Origin of the sequence: Flavobacterium sp. (assembly GCF_034111225.1) — a bacterium.
In the GTDB taxonomy this organism is placed as follows: domain Bacteria; phylum Bacteroidota; class Bacteroidia; order Flavobacteriales; family Flavobacteriaceae; genus Flavobacterium.
In genome coordinates, this window is sequence record NZ_JAWUXR010000008.1 from 1 (window position 1) to 23,024 (window position 23,024).

A 23,024-nucleotide genomic window follows, 5' to 3' on the forward strand; every position below is an offset into this window, starting at 1 on the left:
TATATTTTTGTTAGTTCATTTTTAAGACAATAAATTCACTTCTTCTATTTTTTTGATGTTCAGCTTCAGAGCATTGAACTCCATCAGAACATTTATTGACTAATTCTGTTTCACCAAAACCTTTAGCAGTCAATAATTTTCTATCAATTCCATTTTTAACCATATGCTCCATAGTAGATTTTGCTCTTCTATCTGATAATAATTCGTTATATTTATGAGTTTGTCTACTATCGGTATGTGATCTAATAGATACTTGCATATTAGGGTATTCTTTCATTACTTCAATAATTTTTTGTAAATCTTTAGCTGCATCAGGACGTATGTTCGATTTATCTAAATCGAAGTAGATGATACTAATTTTAAATATTTTAGCTAAATCTGTTCCTTCTTCAATTGGGAATACATTTCGTTCTAGCTCAATATTTAATTGTGTTATTCCGCTTTGTTTTTGAGGAGCAAATGATTTTTCTTTTGTTTCGTATTCTTCTTTAGAAGCTCTTACGTAATATTTTTTATTGCACTCTATATTGAAAGAATAATTTGCATTTTCATCTGAAGTAGTTTCTAGTAATTTATTCATTTGATCATCAAATAAAATTACTTTAGAGTTTGGTAATAATTCTTTAGTATCTAAATCTGTTATTAGCCCAGTAACTTTTTGATTACAGACATTGAATGCATAAATATCATCATATCCAGCACCTCCGTCTCTATTAGAAGATAAAAAGCCTGTGTTTTTATCATTAACAATAAAACTAAAATCATCTTTAGAACTATTAATTGGTTTTGCTAAATTCTCAGGTTTAGTAAATTGATTATTTACTAACTTAGATTCAAACACATCTAATCCCCCCAATCCTAAATGTCCATTTGATGCAAAGTATAAAGTATTATCATGTGAAATAAAAGGAAAAGTTTCTCTTCCTTCAGTATTAATTTTAGGGCCTAAGTTCTCAGGATTTCCGTATGAATCGTTTCCATTTATAGTTACTTTATAAATGTCTGCACCTCCATATCCACCAGGCATATCAGATGAAAAGTATAAAGTTTTTTCATCAGCGCTTAAACTAGGATGACCTGCACTATAATTATCATTATTAAAAGGCAGCTCTTTAATGTTTCCCCATTCGTTATTTGAATAAGTAGCTTTATATATTTTTATCCATGTTGTTTTATCATCGGCTTTTCCTTTCTTACTATCTAAATAATTATTTCGGGTAAAATACATAGTCTTTCCATCTTTAGTAAAAACAGGTGACGATTCATTGTATTTAGTGTTGATCGTTTTTGAAAAATTCTCAGGTTTTCCAATTTTATTTGAACCATCTAATTGAGTAATGTATAAATCAGTAAAATTTTGTTCAGTCCATTGATGTATTTTGCTGTATATAGCACCTTCTTTTCTAGAAGAAGTAAATACTATTTGATTTCCAAAATAGGATGCACCATAATCTGAATATTCAGAATTAACAGTTGTTTTTTCAAGGGTATATTTACCAGAATTTCGTTCAATATCTAATAAATAATCTTTGTTATTTGCAAATTCTTTACCTCTTGAATCGGTTGTGTTTTTGTTGAATAACTCTAAATATTTATTTGCATTTTCATAATCTTCAATTGATTTTAAAGACTGTGCATATCTAAAATAATATTCAGGTTCAACAGTTTCGTTTAAAGCAAATAATTCTTTATACCACTTAGCTGCTTTGTCTAATTCTCCATTGAAATAGTAAGAATTTCCTAGTTTCATAAATAATTCTGCAGATTTATGTCCTTTTTCAGCAACCTTTTCATAAATTTCAATTGCATCGATATATGAATATTTTGCATATTTTTTATCTGCTGAATTAAGTTGTGCTGTTTGTGCAAATGTTACACAAACAAAACCAATCAATAATATAGAGTAAATTGCTTTCATAATTTTTTGATTTAAAAGAATCTAGGTGAAGAAATTCTACTATTATTAAATAACTCATATCTTAAGAAGATCTCATGTGAACCAGAATTGTAATTTGATAGTTTAGTGGTTTCCATGTCGTATCCATATCCAATGAACCACGAGTCTGAGATTTGAAAACCTATTAATGCACTTACCGCAGCACTCCATCTGTAAGCTGCTCCAAGAGTTAACTTGTCGTTTATTAAAAAGTTTGCAGTTATATCAGCTTGTAGAGGAGCTCCTTCAACAATTTTGGTTAAAAATGCTGGTTTAAATTTTAAACTAGGACTAATATCAAATACATGTCCACCTATAACATAATAATGCATTTTTTCTCTTGTAATTGCTACAGAGTTGTCGTCAAAGTGTTTAGTTTCAAATAGGTTAGGTACTGATACTCCAAAATAGGTATTTTCGGAGAATAAATAAAGACCAGCACCTATATTGGGCGTAAACTCACTATTTAAATTTTGGAATTGAGGATCATTTTGATCGTATATGTTTAATTTATTTACATCTAAATTAAATATATTGGCAGTTCCTTTCATTCCTAATGATAACTTATAATTTTCAGAAACTTGAATAAAATAAGCTAAATCCGCTGAAATTTGATTTTCAGTAGTAGGTCCAATTTTGTCATTGGTTATAGAAAAACCAAGTCCAAAATTTGAATCTCCAAGCGGTGTGTTTAATGACACATTATTTGTAACTGGAGCTCCATCTAAACCAATCCATTGATTTCTATGTAATAAGAAAACGCTTAATGTTTCTCTTGAGCCAGCATAAGCTGGATTTACATTTACCGTATTGTACATATATTGAGTGTATTGAGAATCTTGTTGAGAGAAGCACAATACTTGCGATAAAAGTAAAGCTATAAATATGATTCTTGTTTTCATGTGCTAAAGTTTTTAATTAATAAGTTTAATTGAATAGCATTTATTTACTAACATATAAATATCCAGCTTTATCATGCGTTTTGTTTTCTTCATCTACATATTTTAATATATAATAATAGGTTCCATCTGGTACTCCTTCATTTTTATTTAATGTTGATCTACCTTCAGATTGTCCTCTAAATGCTTTAAAATTATTATCATAACCTCTAGTTTCATATATTAATATTCCCCATTTATTATAAATTTCTACAGTGTTATTAGGATAACAATCAATACCATCTATTAAGAAGAAATCATTTAATCCATCATTGTTTGGTGAAACGGCATTATAAACAACTATGTCACAAGCTGGTAAAACTATACAATCTTCATGAATATTTAAATACACTTCAAATATCATAGGACAATTATTATCTTCAGTTGTCACTATATATTGTAGAGTATAATATCCAACAGGAATATTTAAAGGGTTGAAAATACTACCGCTAAGTCCTCCTGTTTCGCTCAAGTCTACCCACTCTCCATTTGTAGGAATTGAGCTACCCAATATAGTAAATAAATCAATAGAATTTTCCTGAGTACAAATTCCGTATGGAATTGCATCAAATGGATCATCCACAGTTACATTAATTGTTTGAACAAAAGTGTCAGAATTACCACAGTTATCACTTACAAACCATTCTCTAATGATTATATATTCATATATAGAAATTGTTGTAGTTACTTCTGTGTAATTTACATTTGCAATTCCTGAACAATTATCTGTAAATTCTAAATTAGGAACATCAGGAACATTTGAACAGTTCACGCTTAACTCTTCATCAAGAGGAGTTTCCAATACAGGAGGAGCAGTGTCATAAACAGTAATTGTCTGTGTATAACTGTTGCTATTTCCACAATCATCAGTTATTGTCCAAGTTCTAGAAATTGAATAATTACCAGCACATTCTTCTTCGTTATGATTTATAACATCATTAACAACAATATCCACATCTGCATCACAATTATCACTTGCTTGAATTTCCGCAGGACTTGGAATGTCATCACAAGATGCTGAAATATCATTTGGTAACTCTGAAGTAAATATTGGATCAGTAGTATCTTGAATAGTGAAAGTCGCAGAAGTTGAGCTTGCGTTGTTACAATTATCTGTAGCTGTGAATATAACAGTTACAAATCCTGAAGCACCACAATCGTCTGAAAGACTAGAGAAGTCGTTAGACCAAGTTACTGAAGAACATATATCAGAAGCTGAAGCACCCCCGTTAGAACTTAACCAGTTGTTTAGATCAGTAGTATTACCTGAACCATCACATTGAACGCTTAAGTTAGCCGCTTGAATATCTATACTTGGTGCAGTAATATCTTGAATAGTGAAATTTGCAGAAGTTGAACTTGCATTACCACAATCATCTGTAGCTGTAAATATAACAGTTACAAATCCTGAAGCACCACAACCATCAGATACACTAGAGAAGTCGTTAGTCCAAGTTACTGAAGAACATATATCAGAAGCTGAAGCACCCCCGTTAGAACTTAACCAGTTGTTTAGATCAGTAGTATTACCTGAACCATCACATTGAACGGTTAAGTTAGCCGCTTGAATATCTATACTTGGTGCGGTAATATCTTGAACATTGATAGTTTGTGAAGCTTGCGAAGAGTTTCCACAAGCATCAGTAGCTGTCCAAGTTCTAGTTATAGAATATGAACCATCACAAGCACCTGGGGAATTTATATCGACAGAAGTTAAAGTGAAAGCAGAACCACAATTATCAGTTGCTGTTGCTACTGCAAATGCAGGAGTAGCCGGACAATTGATAGTTGAAGTGGCTGGTAAAGCAGCAATAACTGGAGCAGATATATCTTGAACATTAATAGTTTGTGAAGCTTGCGAAGAGTTTCCACAAGCATCAGTAGCTGTCCAAGTTCTAGTTATAGAATATGAACCCGCACAATCACCATCAGTAGTAAAATCTAGATACGTAAGCGTGAAATTTGATCCACAATTATCAGTTGCGCTTGCAGTTGCAAATACAGGAGTAGCCGGACAGTTAATAGTTGTTGGACTCGGAAGAGCAGCAATAACTGGAGCCGAAATATCTTGTACGTTAATAGTTTGAGTAGCTTGCGAAGAGTTTCCACAAGCATCAGTAGCCGTCCAAGTTCTTGTAATAGAGTATGAACCCGCACAATCACCATCAGTAGTAACATCTACATAAGTAAGCGTGAAATTTGACCCACAATTATCGGTTGCGTTTGCAGTTGCAAATACAGGAGTTGCAGGACAGTTAATAGTTGTTGGTCTTGGAAGAGTTGCAATAACTGGAGCAGATATATCTTGTACATTAATAGTTTGTGAAGCTTGCGAAGAGTTTCCACAAGCATCAGTAGCCGTCCAAGTTCTAGTTATAGAATATGAACCAGCACATGATCCATTAGTAGTTACATCGGCAGAAGTTAAAGTAAAAGCAGAACCACAATTATCAGTTGCTGTTGCTACTGCAAATACTGGAGTATCCGGACAATTAATAGTTGAAGTAGCTGGTAAAGCTGCAATAACTGGAGCTGATATATCTTGAACATTAATAGTTTGATCACAAGTTGTAAAAACAACTCCATCAAAAAGTAATGAGTAAGTTCTTATAAAATTAGCTCCATTACCATCAGAACATATTACAGTATCTCCAGAATCACTACTAGTCATTGTAACTGTTTTTCCACATGAATTATAATTAAATACAGTAGATGGATTTGTAATTGGACTTGGTATTGTACAAGCTTCTAAATTTAAAGAATTTAATAAACATGTAGCAGAAGGCACACAACAAGAAGCTACAGTAATTGTTTTTAGTAAACTACTCACAGAAGTTGGAGGAGTATTACTATCAATAACAGTTAGTTTTACCATATAGTCACCAGCTCCTCCATAATTTGAAAAATTAATAGTTAATGGATTACCTGAAAAAGGAGATCCTGAAATAGGAGTGCCATTTTTAGTAATATCCCATTGGTATGCTGTATAAGGAAGTACGCCTCCTGTAGTTGTTGAAGTAAATGTATAAGTTTGAGCTGTGTTACTAGGAGGACAACTTCCTACAGAAGTAAAGTTTGGCATAATAGGGGTTATTACAACTAAATTTGTGCTAAGATCATATTTAAAACATTTTGGACCAAGATCACAATCCCCTACATTACAGACATTAGAACTAACAGAATGTCCCCACCCAATTATAATATTTCTAAGCGAAAGCAATTCCCCACAAGTCCATTGAATTGATGTTGGTGCGTTTGGCACATAGATAAAAAATGTACCTGAACTAGTAGTGGCACAGCTTTCGTATCTTATATGCTGTTGAAAAATACCATCTACAAAAACATCGGCTTCAATTTGTGTTCCATAACGAGTAGTAGCATTTTGGTCTAAAGTTACTTTTAAGTAGCCAGATACAGTATTACCACTTAAACAGGAAGTAGGCAAAGGTAAATACCCGTCTGAACCATCTGGAGTAGAAGATACTAGTTCAACTTTTTTGATACTAATATCGTTTGAAGAACAATTATTACATTCGTATGTAGACTGTGCAAATGTTAAATTTGCAAACAGAGAAAGGACAAATAAAATAATTATTTGCATTATTTTTTTTCTCTGAAACAATAAATGAGTAAAATTTTTCATGTAACACATATTTTGGTTAACATTCCTTGAGTTATTTTATCTAAAATGTAGGTTGAAATGTGAAAATTTGAGTAAGAAAAAAGGAGGTAAGTTTTTTTTTTTTGATTTTGGGGGTCAAAAATGTAACTATTAAAAAAAATAATAGTTACTATGTTGCAATTCGTTTAAAGTAAGAGGTTTTTTATTTTGGCGTTAAGATGTTTTTTTTCTTATACTAATTTACTGAAATATCTTAAGTTATGTGTTTGTGAATGAGTATTTTCGATGAAACGTGATTTAAAATCTATGAAACAGCAATAATTGTGTTAAAGTTTTGTGTAATATTTAAAAAAAAAGACCTTTCTTTATAGTGATTAAAATATTTTACTATGAAAAAATTAATTATAGTACGTCATTCTAAATCAAGCTGGGAGTTACCTTTAAATGATATTGATAGACCATTATCAAAAAGAGGTATTCATAATGCTCATTTAATTTCTTTGAAGATTAGTGATTTATTACCAAAATCATTTATAATTTGGAGTAGCAAAGCAAAAAGAACAAAAGAAACCGCTATGATTTTTTCACAAAACTTATTATTTTCTTATGATAATGTCTTAATTAAAGATGAACTATACACTTTTGATGATAAAAAGTTGGAAGAAATCATAAAAAAGTGTGAAAATATGTATGATAATCTAATTCTTTTCGGACATAATGAAGCTATTACAAAATTTGTTAATAAATTTGGAGACCTTTTTATTGATAATGTCCCAACATCTGGAGTAGTGTCTATGCAATTTGATATAGATGATTGGACTAAATTAAAGAAAGGAAAAATTATTGAATCTATTTTTCCAAGTCATTACAAACATGAACAATACAAGTCCAAACAAATACATTGATAGAGAAAAAAGCTGGTTAACGTTTAATGCAAGAGTTTTACAAGAAGCTGGAGACTCTTCAGTGCCTCTTTTAGATAGACTTCGTTTTTTAGGAATTTTTTCTAATAATCTTGATGAATTTTTTAGAGTTCGTTATGCGGCTATTCGTAGAATGAATTTTGAAAATGTTGATACTGAAAAAGTTTTAGGGGGAATTACAGCTGAAAAATTATTAAAAGAAATTACCGAAGTTGTTATTGAGCACCAATCAGAAAGTTTACGAATTCTAGGTGAAATTGAACAAAAGTTAGAAAAGGAAAATATTTTTATAATTAATGAAAACGAAATAACTAAAGATCAAGAAGCTTTTATTAAGGATTATTTTACTCAAATAGTCAGTCCAGCATTAGTTACAATCATGTTAAATGATTTAGATACTTTTCCTTTGTTAAAGGATACATCGGGTTATTTAGCAATAAAACTAAAAGTTGACTCATTTGGTAAAAAGAATGAAGTAAGGTACGCTGTTGTAGAAATCCCTAATTCTATTAATAGGTTTGTAGTATTGCCTTCAAATAATGAGCAGCAACATATTATTTTATTAGATGATGTAATTCGTTTAAACTTACATTCTATTTTTAATGTTTTCAATTACTCGAGTATTTCTGCGCATATGATAAAAATTACTAGAGATGCTCAACTAGAGTTTGATAGTGATTTAAGTAAAAGTTTTATCAATAAAATATCTGACAGTGTCAAAGAGCGTAGAGTAGGTGAGCCTGTTCGTTTTGTTTATGATCAAGCAATTGACAAAGACACATTAGGTTTTTTCTTGCACAGAATGCATATTAATAGTTCAGACAGTATTATTCCGGGTGGAAGATATCATAACCGAAGAGATTATATGAGTTTCCCTAATCTTGGAAGATATGACTTGTTATACAAGAAAAATGTTCCATTACCAGTACCAGGATTTGATTTAGATGGAAGTTTATTAGAGAAAATAAAAAAGAAAGATTATTTATTATCAACTCCTTATCAGTCTTTTTCTTATCTAATTAAATTTTTAAGAGAAGCTGCAATTGACCCAAATGTTGTTACTATAAAAATTACATTATATCGTTTAGCGAAAAATTCACAAATTGTCAGTTCACTTATTAATGCTGCTAAAAATGGAAAAAAAGTAACTGTACAAATTGAATTGCAAGCACGTTTTGATGAAGCAAGTAATATTTCTTATTCTGAACAAATGCAAACCGAAGGAATTGAATTAATATTTGGTGTAAAAGGGTTAAAAGTTCATAGTAAAATATGTGTAATAGAAAGAGTGGAAGAAAGTAAAGTAAAACGTTACGGATTCATTTCTACAGGAAATTTTAATGAAAATTCGGCTAAAATATATACAGACGTTACTCTTTTTACTGCTAATCAAGAGATATTAAAAGATACAGCTAAAGTTTTTGAATTTTTTGAAATAAATTATAAAGTGTACCGATATAAACATTTGTTTGTTTCTCCTCATTACACAAGAGTTAAGTTTAATAAATTAATAGAAAGAGAAATTACAAATGCTAAATCTGGCAAAGAGGCATTTATAAAATTGAAAATGAATAGTCTATCTGATTTTAAATTAATTGATAAATTATATGAAGCAAGTAATGCCGGAGTTAAGATTCAATTAGTAATTAGAGGAATATGTTGTATTATTCCTGGAGTTAAAGGAATGAGTGAAAACATTGAGGCAATAAGTATTGTAGATAATTATCTAGAACATTCTCGTATTTATATATTTGGTAATGATGGTAGTCCTGAAGTTTTTATTTCATCTGCAGATTTTATGACGCGTAATTTAGATGGTCGTGTTGAAGTAACTTGTCCAATTTATGATGAAGATATTAAGGAAGAATTGATTGAAATTTTTAATATTGGTTGGAAAGCAAATGTTAAAGCAAGAGTTCATACTGAAAACTTAAAAAACGATTACCGAAGAAATGGTGACGAAAAACCATACAGAGCACAATTAGAAATGTATAATTATTATAGAAATAAACTTGAAGTTATTCCGGAAAAAGTATAATTAATAGTTAAACAATTTACTTATTTTAAATGATTACTATAAAAAAATATGCTGCTATAGATATAGGTTCCAATGCAATGCGTTTATTGGTAACCAATATTGTGGAGCAAAAAGGTCAGCCTACACAATTTAATAAAAGTTCATTAGTTCGAGTTCCAATTCGTTTAGGCCAAGACGCATTTACTGTTGGAGAAATTTCAGAAGAAAATATCCAACGGATGATCGATGCTATGAAAGCTTTTAGTTTATTAATGAAAGTGCATAAAGTTGAAAAATATAAAGCTTGTGCTACATCTGCAATGCGTGAAGCTTATAATGGAAACGACATTGTAGCATTAATAAAAAAGAAAACAGATATTAAAATTGATATAATTGATGGAAGAAAAGAAGCTGTAATTATTTCAAGTTCCGATTTAAAACAATTCTTAAATTCTGATAAAACCTATTTATATGTAGATGTAGGTGGTGGAAGTACCGAATTTTCAATTTTTAACGAAGGGAAAATAATCACTTCAAAATCTTTCAAAAACGGAACCGTACGATTGTTAAACAATATGGTTTCCGAAATTGTTTGGGTTGAAATAGAAAAATGGATTAAAAATGCTGTAGAACCTTATGATGAGATTACACTTATAGGTTCTGGAGGAAATATTAATAAATTATTCAAATTATCAGAAAAACATCAGTCTAAACCTTTGTCATATGTATATTTAAGTGCTCAGTTTCAAAAATTAAGTACAATGACTTATGAGCAAAGAATAACGGATCTTGGTTTAAATCCAGATAGAGCAGATGTAATTATTCCTGCAACGCGAATCTATTTAAATGCAATGAAATGGAGTGGGGCAAGACAAATTTATGTCCCTAAAATAGGACTTTCAGATGGTATTGTGAAAGCAATGTATTTTGGAAAAATTTAGAAACTATACCAATTAAAATATAAAAAAAATCCGACTCTTTTGAAGTCGGATTTTTTTTATAATTATATTTTAATTCTTATAAGTGAATAATTATTATAAAATGTAGTTTAGAGTTCATTTAAGTCTAATAATATTCTATTTCTCTCGTTCTTATAGACTTTTCTTTACCATCAACAATTTTAATAATTTCTATCCAATTTTTTTTATCATCAAATTTGTATTTGAAATCAATATTTTGAATTTTAGATTTATTGTTGTCTTTAGTTATATATTGAAGTGAAACAATTCTATTGTTTTTATATGAATACTTTTTAACTCTCTCTGAATCTGAAATATTATCACTACAGCAATGATATTCAATTATTCTATTTTTTTTATCATAAACGTAAATAAAGGATGAAATCATACCTGATTCATAAATTTTTTTTACGGATGTTTTATTGTCATTATATGTGTATAAAATTTGATGCAATAATATAGGTTCTTCATAATTATTTTTATTGGAATAATTATATACTAACCTTTTTAATAGTCTATATTTATCATCATATTCATAAGCAGAATTCTTAAATACAATAGATGTAGAATCATGAACACCATGTGACCAACCTCCATATTCATTTTTTCGCCAAGTTTCTGGAGTTTTTAATGTAGTATATATTAATTTTCCGTTTTCATTGTAGTTGTTTATAAATTCTGTAATATTTCCATAATCATCAATTAGTTTTGTTCTTATTACTTGATTGTCTTTATAGTATTTAATTGTATGTTGAAAATAATTTGAATTTAAATTTATAGAAATAATATTTTCATTTGTATATTCATCAAAATCTTCATAATAATGTTTAACTGTTGTAAGATTATTACGGGAAGAATCAATTTCACTAATCACTCTGTTTTTATCATCATATTTATATGTTATAGATTTATAAAACTCATCGTTTTTAACAAGCCAAATATGTTTTAAGATGCTACCATTTTCATTATAGAAACGTTCGAAATTAACATATTCACTGGCACTTCCTGAAAATGAAGAATCATAAATATTAAGGTTTAACGAATTTGGTAGTAAGATTATTGAGTTACTATATTCCGTTGTTCCTTCATCTAGATTATCTAGATTGATTACCTTTTCTCTAATTCGTTTTATGCTTCCATAAATAGAATCAATTTTTGTTACTTGGGATTTTACTGAGGGTACTGTTATTAAAAATATAACTATCAAAAAATAAAATTTCATATCAATTTTTTAGAATATCAATATAAAAAAAATCCCCAACAAACTGTCAGGGATTTCTATATTTCTAAATTATCTTACAAGTGAATAACTTCACCATAAGCATCAGCAACAGCTTCCATAACTGCCTCACTCATAGTAGGGTGTGGGTGAACTGCTTTTAATATTTCATGTCCTGTTGTTTCTAGTTTACGCGCTACAACTGATTCAGCAATCATATCTGTTACACCAGCACCAATCATGTGGCATCCTAACCATTCTCCGTATTTTGCATCAAAAATAACTTTTACAAATCCGTCTGGTGTTCCAGCTGCTTTTGCTTTTCCTGATGCTGAGAAAGGGAATTTACCAACTTTTAATTCGTATCCTTTTTCTTTTGCTTGTTTTTCAGTCATACCTACAGATGCAATTTCTGGAGTTGCATATGTACAACCAGGAATATTTCCGTAATCTAATGGATCAACATGTAAACCTGCTAATTTTTCAACTAATAAAATTCCTTCAGCAGAAGCTACGTGGGCTAAAGCTTGTCCTGGAGTAACATCTCCAATTGCAAAGTAACCAGGAATATTAGTTTGGTAAAAATCGTTTACTAAAATTTTATCTCTATCTGTAGCGATTCCAACTTCCTCTAAACCGATATTTTCAATATTTGTTTTGATACCAACAGCAGAAAGTAAAATGTCTGCTTCTAAAACTTCTTCTCCTTTAGCTGTTTTCACGAATGCTTTTACTCCGTTTCCAGAAGTGTCAATTCGCTCTACAGAAGAATTTGTCATTATTTTAATTCCAGCTTTCTTTAAAGAACGCTCCATTTGTTTTGAAATATCTTCATCTTCAACAGGAACTACATTTGGCATAAATTCTACAATAGTTACATCAGTACCCATTGAGTTGTAAAAATGTGCAAATTCAACTCCAATTGCTCCAGAACCAACAACAATCATCGATTTTGGTTGTTCTGGTAATGTCATTGCTTGGCGGTAACCAATTACTTTTTTACCATCTTGTGGTAAGTTAGGTAATTCGCGAGAACGTGCTCCTGTTGCAATAATAATATTATCAGCAGAATATTCAGTTACTTTGCCATCGGCTGCAGTTACGTCTACTTTTTTTCCTGGTTTTAGTTTACCAAAACCATCAATAACATCAATTTTGTTCTTTTTCATCAAAAATTGAACACCTTTACTCATTCCGTCAGCAACATCTCTAGAGCGTTTTACAACTGCAGAAAAATCTTTATCTACGTTATCCACTTTTAATCCGTAATCTGATGCATGTTTTAAGTAATCGAATACTTGAGCAGATTTTAATAAGGCTTTCGTTGGGATACATCCCCAATTTAAACAAATCCCACCTAAGTTTTCTTTTTCAATAACGGCTACTTTAAAACCTAATTGAGAGGCTCTAATTGCAGTAACATAACCACCAGGACCACTACCTAAAACTATAATATCGTATTTCATAATCTATGATTTTCTGTAATTTATAATGCTTGCGAAATTAAACAATTAATTTAAAAGTTTCAATAACAATTTCAACTTTATGCGGAAACCGAAAATTGAGAATCATAAAGTTTTCTATAAAACCCATTTTCAATTTGTAACAATTCATTATGTGAACCTTTTTCTACAATTTGCCCTTTATCCATTACAATGATAGTATCTGCATTTACAATTGTTGCAAGTCGATGTGCAATTACTATTGATGTTCTTCCTTTGGTAAGGATTTCAGTAGCATTTTGTATCAAATCCTCTGAATAAGAATCGATAGAAGAAGTTGCTTCGTCTAAAATAAGTATACTTGGATTGCTAACGTAGGCTCTTAAAAACGCAATTAATTGTCTTTGACCTGATGATAACATGACACCGCGTTCTTTTACGTTATAATCGTATCCATTTGGTAAACTCATTATAAAATTGTGTACACCAATTGTTTTAGCAGCATTTATAACATCGTCCTTGGTAATCGATTCATTATAAAGAGTAATGTTATTGTAAATTGTATCTGCAAATAAAAATACATCTTGTAAAACAACAGCAATTTGCTTGCGCAGACTTTCTAAAGTGTATTCCTTAATGTTATGATTTTCAATAGTAATAGTTCCAGAGTTAATTTCGTAAAAACGATTCAATAAATTAATAATTGTCGATTTTCCTGCTCCAGTACTACCTACAATAGCAACAGTTTCTCCTTCTAATACTTTGAAAGAAATTCCTTTTAAAACTTCTTCATTTTCAATATAACTAAATCGTACATTATCAAATTTTATATTTCCTTTAAACGAATGTGCTGTTAAAGTTCCTGTGTTTTGAATTTGACTGTCTGTATCCAAAACTTCAAAAACACGTTCAGCAGCAATAATTCCCATTTGCATTACGTTAAATTTATCTGCAATTTGACGTAATGGATTAAATAACATTGTAATAAGCATTGTGTATGCAAATAAATCTCCAAAAGTTGTAACTGTATCTCCATTTAAAATATTAATTCCTCCATACCAAACAATTGCTCCTAAAGTAATAGAAGAAACAATATCAGCAATAGGGAAGAAGATAGAATTGTATAAAATGTTTTTAAGCCAAGCTTTATTGTGTTTTTGGTTAATCTCTTTAAACTTTTCTAGTTCAATAGTTTCTCTATTAAAAAGCTGAACAATTTTCATTCCAGTTAATCGTTCTTGAATAAATGTATTTAAATTAGAAACTTCATTACGTACTTCGTTAAATGCAACTTTCATTTTCTTTTGAAAAATATTAGTTGCATAAATTAAAACAGGCATAGCAAGTAAAACAATTAATGTTAGTTTCCAGTTCATATAAAGCATGATTCCTAGAATAACTACCATTTTTAGTAAATCACTAACAATCATAAACAAACCTTGACTAAAAATACTGGCAATTGATTCTATGTCAGAAACTGTTCTTGTTACAAGTTTTCCAACAGGTTCATTGTCAAAATATTTCATTTTAAATGAAGCAATGTGTTGGTATAATTTTAATCTAATGTCTTTTATTATATCTTGTCCTAGCCAGTTTGCCCAGTAGGTAAACAAAAATTGGGACATTACTTCAAAAAGTAAAACTATAGCCATAATTATGATGTAAAAAAGCAAGCCTCCTTTATCATTATTTTGTAGATAATTATCAACTGTTTGTTTTAATAAATAAGGTCTTGTAGCAGCAAATATTGATAGTAAAATAGCCCATACTATTATCCAATTAAACCTTTTTTGATAAGGTTTGGCATAAAAAAGTACTTTTTTTAAAGCTTTTGATTGTATGGGTTTCATTTATATTTTATTACTTTTTTTTTAATTTAATCTATATAAGGGTATTTTACTTTTACTAAATATAACCCATGTGCCGGTACTGAGAAACCAGCTTTTTGTCTGTTTTTACTTTCTATGATTGTTCTAAAATCGTCTAATGTAATTTTTCCAATTCCTACATTAATCAAAGTTCCTACAATGGCACGTACCATATTGCGAAGAAAACGATTTGCAGTAACAGTAAAGACCAACTGGTTTCCATTTACTTTCCAATTTGCTTCGGTAATATCACATAAAAAAGTATTTACGTCGGTATTTGTTTTAGAAAAGCATTCAAAATCTTCAAATTCAAATAAAATTTCACACGCTTCATTCATTAAGTCAACATCTAATTTATTGAAGTAATACCAGCTTCCTTCATTTTGAAAAACATCTTTAAAAGTATGAATGTAATATTCATAAGTTCTACTAGTTGCATCAAAACGCGTGTGAGCATCTTCGTGAATAGGAATGAAACGATAAATAACAATGTTTTTACCTAAATAAGAATTGAATTTACTTACCCAATAATCAGAATCAATTTCAATTTCGCAATCAAAATGAGCATACATTTGTTTTGCATGAACACCGCTATCAGTTCTTCCAGCCCCAACAATTTGAATAGGTTGCTTGAATAATAAGCTTAATGCTTTGTCTAAAGTTTCTTGTACCGAAATTACATCAGGTTGAACCTGAAATCCAAAAAAATCTTTTCCGTTATATGCAAATTCAATAAAATATCTCAAGTTGAAAATTGTATGTTTTATAATATGAAAGCAAAATTACGAAATTCAAGAGCAATGACAATTTCAATTTCAATAATTAATCTATTTTTGTGATATGATTAAGATATTATTACTTTCTGATACACATAGCCATATTGATGACGTTATTTTAAAATACGTCAATTTAGCTGATGAAGTTTGGCATGCTGGAGACATTGGCAATTTAGACGTAACTGATAAAATTAAAAAAATAAAACCTTTACGTGCTGTTTTTGGTAATATTGATGATGCGGAGGCAAGGAAAGAATTTCCGTTGAATAATAGGTTTATGTGTGAAGATGTTGATGTTTGGATAACGCATATTGGCGGTTATCCGGATAAATATAATGTAAATGTAAGAGATGAAATTCGTATAAACCCTCCAAAACTTTTCATTTGCGGACATTCACATATTTTAAAAGTTCAATTTGATAAAAAATTGAATTTATTACACATGAATCCTGGTGCAGCTGGGAAATATGGTTTTCACCAAATGCGAACTATGTTGCGATTTGAAATTGATAAAGATAAAATTCAAAACCTTGAAGTAATTGAAATAGGGAAGAAGTAGAAGCTATAAATTTATTAGACTGTTTTTATTGTTATATTATTTAAACTTGATTTTTAATTATGAATTGTAAATTTTTAGGAGTAACTTAATAAAAAAGTAATCATGAAAAAATTAATTTTTATTTTATTCTTATCATTTACTATCGTGAATTATTCACAAGAAAAAATAGATGCACCACCATTTTTAAAACTAAATTTTGAAAAAGATTTTAAAGGAGCAACAGATACTAGCTGGTCAAAGTTTTATAGGGGAAAATACAGGGAACAATTGCGATTTGAAGTTGAGTTTTTGAGAGGAAATTCAAAATATTTAGTTAGTTATGATAATGTAGGTGTTATAAAAGCAATTCAAAAGAGCATAGCAATAAGTTCTTTAAATACTAGCATTTTAGAATATTTAAAGAACAATTACCCCACTTTTGAAATTAATGAAGCCTCAAAAATTACTAAAGAGAACGGAGATGAATTTTATAATGTTGGTATTTCAGGTTCGGATGATTTTTTTATTCTAGTTTTTAATACCTCAGGCTATTTTTTATACTTGACGTCCCTTGGTGAAAGATATTAAGTTTTTTAATACTAATATTAAAACAAAAAACCCGAATCGAAAGATTCGGGTTTTTCTACGCACTAATAAAACTAAGATGATAGGTTTAACGTAGTCGATCCACAGATTTTACGAGATCTTCGTCCTTTTTAATTGCTCTGTTAGCCAAAACAAGTAAAATGATAGAAAGAGTAGGAAGAAACATCCCAATACCCTTCTCTGAAATTTGCATTCCTCCGGGTATGTTTAGTGTTCGAAAAACAAAAAATCCTAGTAAAATAAAGTTAAATATGATTGCCAATCTGTTTAAAACAAATTGCGTTTGTCTCTTTTTGAATAAAAATAAACTCAATACTGCTAATGCTGAAATTCCAGCAAAAAATACAATATATAATATTGATTCATTAAAATAAACAACTTTGTCTTTGCTTTCTGTCCATAAAGAAAAGAAAAACGGAAGTACAGCAGTTATAATAATGCTACAAATTAAAAATAAGCTTTGAATGCGTTGGATCATTTTTTAATAAAATTGCAAAGCAAAAATATGTTTTCTTTTGTAAAAAAACTATTGTTTAATTCAATTTTATTCGTATTATTGCATAGTACTATCGTAAGTACTTCATACTGCGATAGGTTACAAGCCCAAAAAAATCCTATCACAAAAATTTATTATTCTTATAAATAATTCAAAATTTATCCATGTTTGATATTGAAGTCTTAAAAGAGATGAAACTCTCTGATTTGCAAGAAATTGCTAAAGCTGCTAAAGTAAAAAAATTCAGAACACTTAAAAAAGATGAATTAGTTTACCAAATTCTAGATGTACAAGCTGCTAATCCTGAAACAGTAAAAGCAGATGTAATTAAAGGTATTGCTATACCTTCTGAAAAAGCAGAGCCTAAACCAAAGAGAGCACGTGTTGCGCCTCAAAAAGTGGTTAAAGCTAAAACTGAAACATCTAGAGAGAAAAGTATAGTCGAAGCTCCAATTGAAGATAAGATTAAATCAACGCCTAAACCTACGCCAGTTAAAATTATAAAGGAAAAAACAACAGTAGCTTCGCCTGAAAAAGTGGAAGAAGTTAAAAACGAAGGTGTTGAAGAAAAAAATACAGAGGTTAATAAGCCGCAACAAAATGTAAACCATAAGGCTAATCAAAATAACCCAAATCATCCAAGCTTTAAGAAAAGTAACCCTACTGCCGTTTCTACACCAACCAATCCTATTAAAAAACAAACCTCTAAACCAAATTTTAGAGAACCAGAATTTGAGTTTGACGGTATTATTGAAAGTGAAGGAGTTTTAGAAATGATGCCTGATGGTTATGGATTCCTTCGTTCTTCAGACTATAATTATTTATCATCACCAGATGATATTTATTTGTCTCAATCTCAAATTAGATTATTTGGATTAAAAACAGGTGACACAGTAAAAGGTGTGGTACGTCCTCCAAAAGAAGGGGAAAAATATTTTCCTTTAGTTAGAGTGTCAAAAATTAACGGACACGATCCGCAAGAAGTAAGAGATAGAATTTCTTTTGAGCATTTAACTCCAATATTTCCAAAAGAAAAATTCAATATAGCTGGAAAAGAAAGTACAGTTTCTACAAGAATTATAGACTTGTTTTCACCTTTAGGTAAAGGACAAAGAGGTATGATTGTTGCCCAACCAAAAACGGGTAAAACAATGTTACTAAAAGAAATTGCAAATGCAATTGCTGCAAATCATCCTGAAGTATATTTAATAGTTCTACTTATCGATGAAAGACCTGAGGAGGTTACTGATATGCAAAGAAATGTTAAAGGAGAGGTTATTGCTTCTACTTTTGATCGTGAGCCTCAAGAACACGTTAAAATTGCTAATATTGTTTTGGAAAAAGCAAAACGTTTGACAGAATGCGGGCATGATGTTGTCATTTTATTAGACTCTATTACTCGTTTAGCAAGAGCATATAACACTGTTCAACCAGCGTCTGGAAAAATATTAAGTGGAGGTGTTGATGCTAATGCTTTACAAAAACCAAAACGTTTCTTTGGAGCTGCTCGTAATGTAGAAAATGGAGGTTCACTAAGTATTATTGCTACTGCTTTAACTGATACAGGTTCAAAAATGGACGAGGTTATCTTTGATGAATTTAAAGGTACTGGTAATATGGAATTACAATTAGACAGAAGAATTGCAAACAAACGTATTTTTCCTGCAATTGATTTAGTTTCTTCTAGCACTCGTAGAGATGATTTATTGTTAGACGACAATACTATTCAAAGAATGTGGATTATGAGAAAATATTTAGCTGATATGAATCCTATAGAAGCTATGGATTTTATTCATGATCGATTTAGAAAAACAGCAAATAATGAGGAATTTTTAATTTCCATGAATCAATAAAAACATAAAAAAAATCCCAATCTAAAGATTGGGATTTTTTATTTAATATCAATTTTTGAAACGATTATTTCACTTGTTTTAGTGAAGTTTATTTCAATATTAACTTTTTTATTTAAAACTAAAACGTTTCCTTTTACTAATTGAATTATATCATTTTCAATTTCTACCAAAATTTCTCCTTTATAAATATAAAGTATTAAAAAATCACTTGTATTATTTAGATGTCTTTTATGTTTTGATTCTGAATTTAAAGCTTCGATTTTCCCATTGTATTTTTCTTTTGACATTATGTTAAAGTCAATACATGTGCCTTTTGCAGAAGTTTTCCAATCTCCTTTAAAAGAATCAATATCAAATTTATTCATTTTTTTAGAATAGTGACTCTCATGAATAATTTCAATTGAACCTTCTAAAAGCATTAATTCTCTATTGGTATTAGGTAAAGGTGTAAAGCTAGATTGTTCAAGGCTTATTTCTGCTGTACTTATTCTAAAATCAAAGTTTCTTTCTTGGTAATTGGTATCTTCTGGAAAAATATATAACTCAGTAGTTGTTCCTCCTTGCCAAGTAGTTGTTTTAAGGTTGTTTTTAGAAATTATTTTATAATTCATTTTATATTAACTGTCATGAAGAATTATATAGTTGGTTTTCCTAATAAATATCTAAACTCACAATCTATTAAAACTCTATTACTCATTGCTTGTCTGCCTAATAACATTTGAAACCCCATAAGTTTTCTATTGGTTAAGGTAATTTCAATGGGGTAAGACGAATTTCCTAAAACAAGTTTAGTTTCAATCACAAATCGTTCTTCCTTAGTTCCATTAGAACTTTTAATAATTCTTTTTTCAATTAGTTTTGCCTCACATTCAACAATCAAATCTGGTCTAGACTTTAATGGGTGTAATGAAAATTTCACCCAGCTTTCACCATCTTTACTAAATTTTGTTAGATTATCAGCATGCAAAGCTGTTGTTTTTGCTCCAGAATCTATTTTAGCTTTGATTAGTTGTATTCCTAAATCAGGTAATGAACACCATTCTCTAGAGCCTATAATTGTTTTATCCATGTTTATAATATCAATAAAAAACCTACTATTTAGTAGGTTTTTTAGCTTTCTTAATTGAAACAGTTAACTCATTTGTTTTTTCATCTAAATCCATGAAAATTTCATCTCCTTCGTGAATTTTAGAAGTAATTATTTCTTCAGCAAGAGCATCTTCGACATATTTTTGAATAGCTCTTTTTAAAGGTCTAGCTCCAAATTGCCTGTCAAATCCTTTTTCTGCGATATAATCTTTTGCTTTTTCTGATAAAGCTAAATTATATCCTAAATCTTTAACTCTTAAATAAAGTTTAGACATCTCAATATCAATAATTTTATCGATATCTTCTTTTTCTAAAGCATTAAAAACAACTACATCATCAATTCTATTTAAAAATTCAGGAGCAAATGCTTTTTTAAGTGCGTTTTCAATTATTCCTTTAGAATGATCATCAGCTTGTGCAGTTTTTGCAGCAGTTCCAAATCCAACACCTTGACCAAAGTCTTTCAATTGTCGTGCGCCTATATTTGATGTCATAATGATAATAGTATTTCTAAAATCAATTTTACGACCTAAACTATCAGTTAAATATCCGTCATCTAAAACTTGAAGCATCATGTTAAATACATCCGGATGAGCTTTTTCAATCTCATCTAATAGAACTACACAATATGGTTTTCTTCTCACTTTTTCAGTTAATTGACCACCTTCTTCATAACCTACATAACCTGGAGGTGCTCCAACTAATCTAGAAATAGCAAATTTTTCCATGTATTCACTCATGTCAATACGTACCAAAGTGTCTTCAGAATCAAATAATTCCTTAGCAATTACTTTAGCTAGCTGTGTTTTTCCAACACCCGTTTGGCCTAAAAAGATGAATGAACCAATTGGCTTATTTGGGTCTTTTAACCCAGCTCTATTACGTTGAATAGCTTTTGCAACTTTATCAACGGCTTCATCTTGTCCAATTACCTTTCCTTTTATTAATTCAGGTAAATGAGCAAGTTTGTTGCTTTCCGTTTGCGCAATTCTATTAACAGGAATACCTGTCATCATTGATACAACATCTGCAACATTATCTTCAGTTACTGTGATTCTATTGTTTTTAGCGTCTTCTTCCCATTTTTCTTGAGCAATAGCTAGTTCTTTTTCAATTTTTTTCTCATCATCTCTTAGCTTTGCAGCTTCTTCATACTTCTGCTTTTTTACTACAGTAGTTTTCAATTCTCTCACATCATCAAGTTGTCTTTCTAATTCAATGATTTGTTTAGGAACATCAATATTAGTAATGTGAACTCGTGAGCCAGATTCGTCCAATGCATCAATAGCTTTGTCTGGAAGAAAACGATCTGACATATATCTACTTGTTAATTTTACACAAGCTTCAATGGCTTCTGGAGTATAGGTAACACTGTGGTGTTCTTCGTATTTTCCTTTAATGTTATTAAGAATAGTAATTGTTTCTTCAATTGAAGTTGGTTCGATAATTACTTTTTGAAAACGTCTTTCTAATGCTCCGTCTTTTTCAATATACTGACGGTATTCATCTAAAGTTGTTGCTCCAACACATTGAATTTCACCTCTAGCTAAAGCAGGTTTAAACATGTTTGATGCATCTAATGAGCCAGTTGCCCCACCAGCACCTACAATAGTATGAATTTCGTCTATAAATAAAATTATATCGTCATTTTTTTCCAATTCATTCATTACCGCTTTCATACGTTCTTCAAATTGTCCACGATATTTGGTTCCAGCAACTAAACTTGCTAAATCCAACGTTACAACTCGTTTATTGAATAATACACGAGACACTTTTTTCTGAATAATTCGTAACGCTAAACCTTCTGCAATAGCAGATTTACCAACACCTGGTTCTCCTATTAGTAACGGGTTATTTTTCTTTCTTCTACTTAAAATTTGTGAAACTCTTTCAATTTCTTTTTCACGACCTACAACAGGATCAAGTTTTCCTTGTTCTGCCATTTCAGTTAAATCTCTACCAAAATTATCTAAAACCGGAGTTTTAGATTTTTTCGTACTTTTATTTCCACCTGTTGGATTGTTGAATCCAGCATCTTTTGGGTTTTCCTCTTGTCCAGAATCTTCATTAAATGATTCTGCTTTTGGAAGGTTTTCTATATAGTCGTTTTCGTTTGTCATCATTGTAGAATATTGGTCTTTTACACCTTCGTAGTCAATTTTAAGTTTGTTTAGTAACTTTGTTGTAGGATCATTTTCATTTCTTAAAATACAAAGTAATAAATGAGCCGTACTTATAAGTGTACTGTTATAAAGTTTTGCTTCTAAAAAAGTTGTTTTTAATGCTCTTTCAGCTTGCCTTGTTAAATGAAGGTTTTTTTTATCGTTATTTTTTATATCAGTTGTATTAGCTGGACTTAAAATTTCAACCTTATTTCTAAGGTGCATAAAATCAACAGCCATATTATTTAAAATAGCCATAGCTTTCCCTTGACCTTCACGTAGTAATCCTAACATAAGGTGTTCTGTTCCTATAAAATCGTGTCCTAATCTTAAAGCCTCTTCCTTACTATAAGAAATCACCTCTTTAACTCTTGGTGAAAAATTATCGTCCATCTTCTATTGTGTTTATTGTAAAAGTAAAAAGAATTGCTTTAAATAAAGCAAAAAACATACCTAAACTGTATTTATATGCTAATTGACAAAAAAAAAATGATAAATAAAAATCAAAAGTTTACTAATTGTTATATTTTTTGAAGAAAAAATTGTTAATAAATCGTTTAAATTTATAGCTTAAATTCGC

At 29.9% G+C, this 23,024-nt stretch carries 17 protein-coding genes; 6 read left to right on the forward strand and 11 right to left on the reverse strand.

What is annotated here, in order from left to right:
- Nucleotides 1–10 precede the first annotated feature (10 nt).
- The 3 genes from UXY25_RS03860 to UXY25_RS03870 are packed head-to-tail and all read right to left on the reverse strand — an operon-like array spanning nucleotide 11 to nucleotide 6,517.
- Nucleotides 11–1,918 carry an OmpA family protein gene (locus UXY25_RS03860; RefSeq protein WP_320814685.1) on the reverse strand — a complete coding sequence of 636 codons (1,908 nt, stop codon included), beginning with the start codon at nucleotides 1,916–1,918 and terminating at the stop codon, nucleotides 11–13.
- Nucleotides 1,919–1,929: 11 nt separating this feature from the next.
- Nucleotides 1,930–2,838, reverse strand: coding sequence for a type IX secretion system membrane protein PorP/SprF (locus UXY25_RS03865; RefSeq protein WP_320814686.1), 909 nt, complete (start codon nucleotides 2,836–2,838; stop codon nucleotides 1,930–1,932).
- Nucleotides 2,839–2,878: 40 nt separating this feature from the next.
- Nucleotides 2,879–6,517 (reverse strand): gliding motility-associated C-terminal domain-containing protein, encoded by a 3,639-nt coding sequence (locus UXY25_RS03870; protein WP_320814687.1) that lies wholly within the window; start codon nucleotides 6,515–6,517, stop codon nucleotides 2,879–2,881.
- Between the two features lie 368 nt (nucleotides 6,518–6,885).
- Here UXY25_RS03870 and UXY25_RS03875 point away from each other — a divergent pair, with 368 nt between their 5' ends.
- The 3 genes from UXY25_RS03875 to UXY25_RS03885 are packed head-to-tail and all read left to right on the forward strand — an operon-like array spanning nucleotide 6,886 to nucleotide 10,377.
- Nucleotides 6,886–7,401: a phosphoglycerate mutase family protein gene (locus UXY25_RS03875; protein WP_320814688.1), complete on the forward strand. Its 516-nt coding sequence runs from the start codon at nucleotides 6,886–6,888 to the stop codon at nucleotides 7,399–7,401.
- On the forward strand, nucleotides 7,370–9,457 hold the full coding sequence (ppk1, locus tag UXY25_RS03880; protein WP_320814689.1) for a polyphosphate kinase 1: 2,088 nt from the start codon (nucleotides 7,370–7,372) through the stop codon (nucleotides 9,455–9,457). Before UXY25_RS03875 ends, ppk1 begins: the two co-directional genes overlap by 32 nt.
- Nucleotides 9,458–9,486: 29 nt before the next feature.
- Complete coding sequence (locus tag UXY25_RS03885) at nucleotides 9,487–10,377, forward strand: exopolyphosphatase (protein ID WP_320814690.1); 891 nt, start codon at nucleotides 9,487–9,489, stop codon at nucleotides 10,375–10,377.
- Between the two features lie 124 nt (nucleotides 10,378–10,501).
- On the opposite strand, the gene UXY25_RS03890 is transcribed toward UXY25_RS03885, so the two are convergent.
- The 4 genes from UXY25_RS03890 to truA all read right to left on the reverse strand — a co-directional run bounded on the left by UXY25_RS03890 (nucleotide 10,502) and on the right by truA (nucleotide 15,670).
- Nucleotides 10,502–11,617, reverse strand: a complete 1,116-nt coding sequence (locus UXY25_RS03890) for a hypothetical protein (RefSeq protein ID WP_320814691.1) — start codon at nucleotides 11,615–11,617, stop codon at nucleotides 10,502–10,504.
- 74 nt (nucleotides 11,618–11,691) lie between these two features.
- Nucleotides 11,692–13,080, reverse strand: coding sequence for a dihydrolipoyl dehydrogenase (gene lpdA, locus UXY25_RS03895; protein ID WP_320814692.1), 1,389 nt, complete (start codon nucleotides 13,078–13,080; stop codon nucleotides 11,692–11,694).
- 77 nt (nucleotides 13,081–13,157) lie between these two features.
- Nucleotides 13,158–14,906, reverse strand: coding sequence for an ABC transporter ATP-binding protein (locus UXY25_RS03900; protein ID WP_320814693.1), 1,749 nt, complete (start codon nucleotides 14,904–14,906; stop codon nucleotides 13,158–13,160).
- A gap of 26 nt (nucleotides 14,907–14,932) precedes the next feature.
- On the reverse strand, nucleotides 14,933–15,670 hold the full coding sequence (gene truA / locus UXY25_RS03905) for a tRNA pseudouridine(38-40) synthase TruA (protein ID WP_320814694.1): 738 nt from the start codon (nucleotides 15,668–15,670) through the stop codon (nucleotides 14,933–14,935).
- Between the two features lie 94 nt (nucleotides 15,671–15,764).
- Here truA and UXY25_RS03910 point away from each other — a divergent pair, with 94 nt between their 5' ends.
- Nucleotides 15,765–16,259 carry a metallophosphoesterase family protein gene (locus tag UXY25_RS03910; RefSeq protein ID WP_320814695.1) on the forward strand — a complete coding sequence of 165 codons (495 nt, stop codon included), beginning with the start codon at nucleotides 15,765–15,767 and terminating at the stop codon, nucleotides 16,257–16,259.
- 102 nt (nucleotides 16,260–16,361) lie between these two features.
- Entirely contained in the window at nucleotides 16,362–16,826 is a 465-nt protein-coding gene (locus tag UXY25_RS03915; protein WP_320814696.1) for a hypothetical protein, read from the forward strand.
- A gap of 85 nt (nucleotides 16,827–16,911) precedes the next feature.
- On the opposite strand, the gene UXY25_RS03920 is transcribed toward UXY25_RS03915, so the two are convergent.
- Nucleotides 16,912–17,322 carry a DUF4293 domain-containing protein gene (locus UXY25_RS03920; RefSeq protein ID WP_320814697.1) on the reverse strand — a complete coding sequence of 137 codons (411 nt, stop codon included), beginning with the start codon at nucleotides 17,320–17,322 and terminating at the stop codon, nucleotides 16,912–16,914.
- A gap of 182 nt (nucleotides 17,323–17,504) precedes the next feature.
- On the opposite strand from UXY25_RS03920, the gene rho reads away from it, so the two are divergent.
- The gene (gene rho / locus UXY25_RS03925) at nucleotides 17,505–19,193 is read left to right on the forward strand and encodes a transcription termination factor Rho (RefSeq protein ID WP_320814698.1); all 1,689 of its coding nucleotides are present in this window, start codon (nucleotides 17,505–17,507) and stop codon (nucleotides 19,191–19,193) included.
- Nucleotides 19,194–19,231: 38 nt separating this feature from the next.
- On the opposite strand, the gene UXY25_RS03930 is transcribed toward rho, so the two are convergent.
- Genes UXY25_RS03930 through UXY25_RS03940 form a run of 3 tightly spaced genes read right to left on the reverse strand, consistent with a single transcriptional unit; the run spans nucleotide 19,232 to nucleotide 22,837 of the window.
- Nucleotides 19,232–19,804: a HutD family protein gene (locus UXY25_RS03930; protein WP_320814699.1), complete on the reverse strand. Its 573-nt coding sequence runs from the start codon at nucleotides 19,802–19,804 to the stop codon at nucleotides 19,232–19,234.
- A 23-nt stretch (nucleotides 19,805–19,827) separates the two neighbouring features.
- Nucleotides 19,828–20,262, reverse strand: coding sequence for an ATP-dependent zinc protease (locus UXY25_RS03935; protein ID WP_320814700.1), 435 nt, complete (start codon nucleotides 20,260–20,262; stop codon nucleotides 19,828–19,830).
- Nucleotides 20,263–20,287: 25 nt separating this feature from the next.
- A complete protein-coding gene (locus UXY25_RS03940) occupies nucleotides 20,288–22,837 on the reverse strand; it encodes an ATP-dependent Clp protease ATP-binding subunit (protein WP_320814701.1) in 2,550 nt (849 codons plus the stop codon).
- Nucleotides 22,838–23,024: the final 187 nt, after the last annotated feature.